Origin of the sequence: Acidisphaera rubrifaciens HS-AP3 (assembly GCF_000964365.1) — a bacterium.
Taxonomy (GTDB): Bacteria; Pseudomonadota; Alphaproteobacteria; order Acetobacterales; family Acetobacteraceae; genus Acidisphaera; species Acidisphaera rubrifaciens.
The window spans coordinates 1-4,072 of the sequence record NZ_BANB01000692.1 but is presented as its reverse complement, the minus strand read 5'-3'; the positions used below and the strand labels follow the sequence as shown (position 1 = coordinate 4,072).

The window sequence follows — 4,072 nt, the reverse complement described above, 5'->3', positions numbered from 1 at the left end:
GCGGGGCGCTGCCGGCGCCGCAGGCGGGGGTGGACCCGGCGTTCGACCCTGCGCTGGTGCCGGCCGATTGCGATCTCGTTGCGCTGGCGCGGCGGCTGGCGGCACCCGGCGCGCCGCGGGCGGTCTCGCTGCTGCTGTCCGGCCCGCCCGGCACCGGCAAGAGCGCCTATGCCCGCTACCTCGCGGACATGATCGGCGTGCCGGCGGTGCAGAAGCGCGCGTCCGACCTGCTCGGCCCCTATGTCGGGCAGAGCGAGGCGCGTATCGCCGAAGCCTTCGCCGAGGCGCGCGACAGCGGCGCGTTGCTGATCTTCGACGAGGCGGACAGTCTGCTCGGCGACCGTCGCGGCGCGCATCAGGGGTGGGAGGTCACGCAGGTCAACGAGATGCTGACCTGGATGGAGAGCCACCCGCTGCCGTTCGTCTGCACGACGAACCTCGCGGACCGGCTCGATCCCGCGAGCATGCGGCGCTTCCTGATCAAGGCGCGGTTCCGTTACCTCGACGCGGCGCAGGCGGAGGCGGCGTTCCGGCGCTTCTTCGGCATGGCCGCGCCGGCGGAGCTTTTGCGGCTCCGCGCCCTGACGCCCGCCGACTTCGCGCTGGTGACGCGCCGCGCGGCGCTGATCGATCCGGCACCGGATGCCGCCGGGCTGATGGCGTTGCTTGCGGCCGAAAGCGAGGCGCGGGAAGGGGCGCGCGCCATCGGCTTCACCGCCTGATCCGGCGTGCCGGCATCGCGGCGTTTGTACGTGACAAGCGCCGCGCACCGCGCTAGGAGACCGGCATGCGTTGAGTGCGCAATCTCCGATCGAACACAGGTGTTCCCGACGTCACCCGGATTCCGTCCGGTCGACGTGCGGGGCGGTTTGTTCGCAACGGAGGTTCCATGTTCAACGTCATCGTCCCCGTCATCCTCACCTTCACCACCGAGGCGCGTGCCGCCCTCGGCCCGCAGCTGCGGGCGGCGGGCGTCGCCATGTGGCGCGAGATCGCCGCGAGCGGCGCGGGCCTTGAGCTCTCGCATGTGCAGATCCGCTTCGACGGCATTTGGCTCGCCGCCTGCTCCTGGCTGCGCGGCGACGGCAAGGTCGCGATCGAGATCGGCCTCGGCGACCCGGCCTGCGGCGGTCGCGTGATACCGGCGGCCGAGCTGCGCCGGGCGGGCCAGCGCCTGCAGGCGCATCAGCGCTGACGCGCCGACGCCCTTCGCGGCACCGATGCGCCGCGAGGGGCGTCGAGCGGCGGCGCTTGCTTGACAGGGCGTGCCACGCGGTCTGGTATTGATCGGACAAAGTGATCGCGTAACGAAAACGCGACCGGTCCCGTGGCCGGCCGTCGGGCGACGTGCGGCCACGCGCGCGCAAGCACAACAGGAGGAGACGATGGTCCGTCAAGGATACCGCCCCGTCACGCGGCGCGGGCTGATCCGGCTTGCCGCGCCCGCGGTGCTGGCGGCCGGCATGCTGCCCGGCGTCGCGCGCGCGGAGGGCAAGCGGCTCGCGTATCTGACGCCCGGCCTCGATCTGCCGTTCTGGCGCATCCTGTCGAAGGGCATCGAGGCGGAGGCCAAGCGCAACGGCGCCGTCGCCACGACCTATGACAGCCACAATTCGGCGCAGACTCAGCTTCAGAACGCCCAGGACGCGATCGCCAAGCGCGTCGACGGGCTCATCATATCGCCGACCGACAGTTCGACCGCGCCGTCGGTGCTCGCGCTCGCCAAGCGCGCAGGCATCCCGGTGGTGATCGCCGACATCGGCACGACCGGTGGCGAGTATGTCTCGTTCATCATCTCCGACAACGAGGCGGGCGCCTACGGCACGGGGCAGGCGCTCGCGCGCGCGATGAAGGCGAAGGGCTGGGAGAAGGGCACGGTCGGGCTGGTGACGATCTCGCTCGCGCGCAAGAACGGGCAGGCGCGCACCAACGGCTTCAAGAAGGCGCTGGCCGAGGCGGGGATACGCGACGTCGCGCTGTCGCAGATGCAGACCTACACCGCCGACGAGACGTTCAAGTTCGTGCAGGACATGCTGACCGCGCATCCCGACATGCGTGGTCTGTTCGTCGAGACGGACCAGCCGGCGATCGGCGCGCTGCGGGCGCTGAAGGCGGCGCGGCGCGACAAGGACGTGCTGCTCGCCGCGTTCGACGGCATCCCCGATTTCATCCAGCTGATCGAAAGCGGGCAGATCGTCGCGTCCGGCATGCAGCAGCCCTATCTGATGGGCGAGAACGCGGCGCGCGCGATGTTCGGGCATTTCGCCGGCAAGACGCCGGAGAAGACGATCACCGTCCCGATCCTGGTAGTCGATCAGGCGAACGTGCGCAAGCTGGAGTCGACCGTGCGCGAGACGGTGTTCGGCGAGACCTGATCGCGGCCGATGCCCAATACGCCGGCGGCCGGCGCGCCGCTGCTGGTCCTGCGCGACATCTGGAAGCGGTTCGGCGCGACGCAGGCGCTGGCCGGCGCGGGATTCGAGCTGCGCGCCGGCGAGGTGCATGCGCTGATCGGCGCCAACGGCGCGGGCAAGTCCACGCTGTCGCGGGTGATCTCCGGCCAGATCGCCCCCGATCGCGGCGAGATGCTGCTGGACGGCGTCCCGCTGGTGCATGCGGGCACGCGCGAAGCGCTGCGCAGCGGCATCGCGATGGTGACGCAGGAGACCTCGCTCGCGCCCGACCTGTCGGTCGCCGAGAACATCATGCTCTCCCGCCTCGGCCTGTCGCGGGCGCCGCATCCGCGCGCGTGGCGGCGCGAGGCGGCGGCGCTGATCGATGGGCTGGGCGCGGAGGCGGGGCTCGATCCGCGCGCGCTGGTGGGCGACCTCAGCATCGGGCAGCGCCAGCTGGTCGAAATCCTCAAGGCGCTGGCGCTCGACAGCCGCATCATCATCCTCGACGAGCCCACCGCACCGCTGTCGCCGCATGAGAGCGAGCAGCTGTTCGACATCATGCGGCGGCTGGCGGCGCGGGGGCGCGGGCTGATCTTCGTCTCGCACCGGCTGGAGGAGATCTTCGCCGTCACCGACCGCGTGACGGTGCTGCGCGAGGGGAAGCTGGTCGCGGCGGGACAGCCGACGGCGACGCTCGACCAGGGCGAACTGGTGCGCCAGATGGTCGGGCGCGAGGTGGCCGACATCTACGCCGTCGCCGATCGCCCGGTCCCGCCCGCGCGCGATGCCGTGCCGGTGCTGCGCGTTTCGCGCCTGCGCTGTCCGCCGAAGGTGCGCGACGTGTCGTTCGAGGTGCGCGCGGGCGAGATCGTGGGGCTGGCCGGTCTGGTCGGCGCCGGCCGGTCGGAGGTGCTGGAGACGATCTTCGGCCTGCGCCGACCGACCGGCGGGACGATCGAGTTCAACGGCCGGCCGCATGCCCCGTCGGGGCCGCGCGCGGCGATCCGTGCCGGCATCGGGCTGATCCCGGAGGACCGGCGCGGCCAGGGCATCGTGCCGGACTTCTCGGTGCGGGAGAATCTGCTGCTCGCGCATCTCGGCGCGCGGGCGGGGGCGGGGCTCGGCTACGGCGCGCGGACGGCGCGGGTGCGGGCGCTGCTCGACCTGCTGGAACTGCCGCAGCGGCGGCTGCTCGATGCCAGCATGATGACGTTCAGCGGCGGCATGCAGCAGAAGGTGATCCTCGCGCGCTGGCTGCTGCTGGAGCCGCGTCTGCTGCTGCTCGACGAGCCGACGCGCGGGGTCGATATCGGCACGCGCAGCGCGATCTATGCGCTGCTGCGCCACGTCGCGGCGGAGGGCGTGGCCTGCGTCGTCGTGTCGTCGGATTTCGAGGAGGTGATCGGCCTCGCCGACCGCATCGTCGTGCTCGCCGACGGCGCGAGCGTGACCGAGCTGCCGAGCGCGCTGGTCGATATCGAGAAGCTTGGCATGTTCGCAGCCCCCCGCAGCTCCGCCGAGCGCACGCACACGGTGCTGGAGGCGCTGGTCGCGCGCCACGGCGGCACGGCGTACTGGATCGCGATCGACGGGGCGCGCGTGTTCTGCTTCGACCGCGTGGGCGCGGCGCCCGATCCGGGCTTCGCCGCCGGCGCGATCGTGGACCGCGCCGCCAC

At 72.0% G+C, this 4,072-nt stretch carries 4 protein-coding genes; all 4 read left to right on the top strand.

All coding sequences use genetic code 11. The features are described 5' to 3' along the window. A partial coding sequence (locus B8460_RS16545; protein ID WP_048862717.1) for an ATP-binding protein occupies nucleotides 1-722 on the top strand: 722 nt, incomplete at its 5' end. A 167-nt stretch (nucleotides 723-889) separates the two neighbouring features. After that, entirely contained in the window at nucleotides 890-1,195 is a 306-nt protein-coding gene (locus B8460_RS16540; RefSeq protein ID WP_048862716.1) for a hypothetical protein, read from the top strand. A 190-nt stretch (nucleotides 1,196-1,385) separates the two neighbouring features. Then, complete coding sequence (locus tag B8460_RS16535) at nucleotides 1,386-2,375, top strand: substrate-binding domain-containing protein (protein ID WP_048862715.1); 990 nt, start codon at nucleotides 1,386-1,388, stop codon at nucleotides 2,373-2,375. A gap of 9 nt (nucleotides 2,376-2,384) precedes the next feature. Beyond that, nucleotides 2,385-4,072: sugar ABC transporter ATP-binding protein (locus tag B8460_RS16530; protein ID WP_048862714.1), on the top strand; the 1,688-nt coding region annotated here is incomplete at its 3' end.

Bases quoted from the DNA above. Each gene is read 5' to 3' on its own strand.
- B8460_RS16540 (WP_048862716.1), top strand. From the start codon at position 890: ATGTTCAACGTCATCGTCCCCGTCATCCTCACCTTCACCACCGAGGCG.
- B8460_RS16535 (WP_048862715.1), top strand. From the start codon at position 1,386: ATGGTCCGTCAAGGATACCGCCCCGTCACGCGGCGCGGGCTGATCCGG.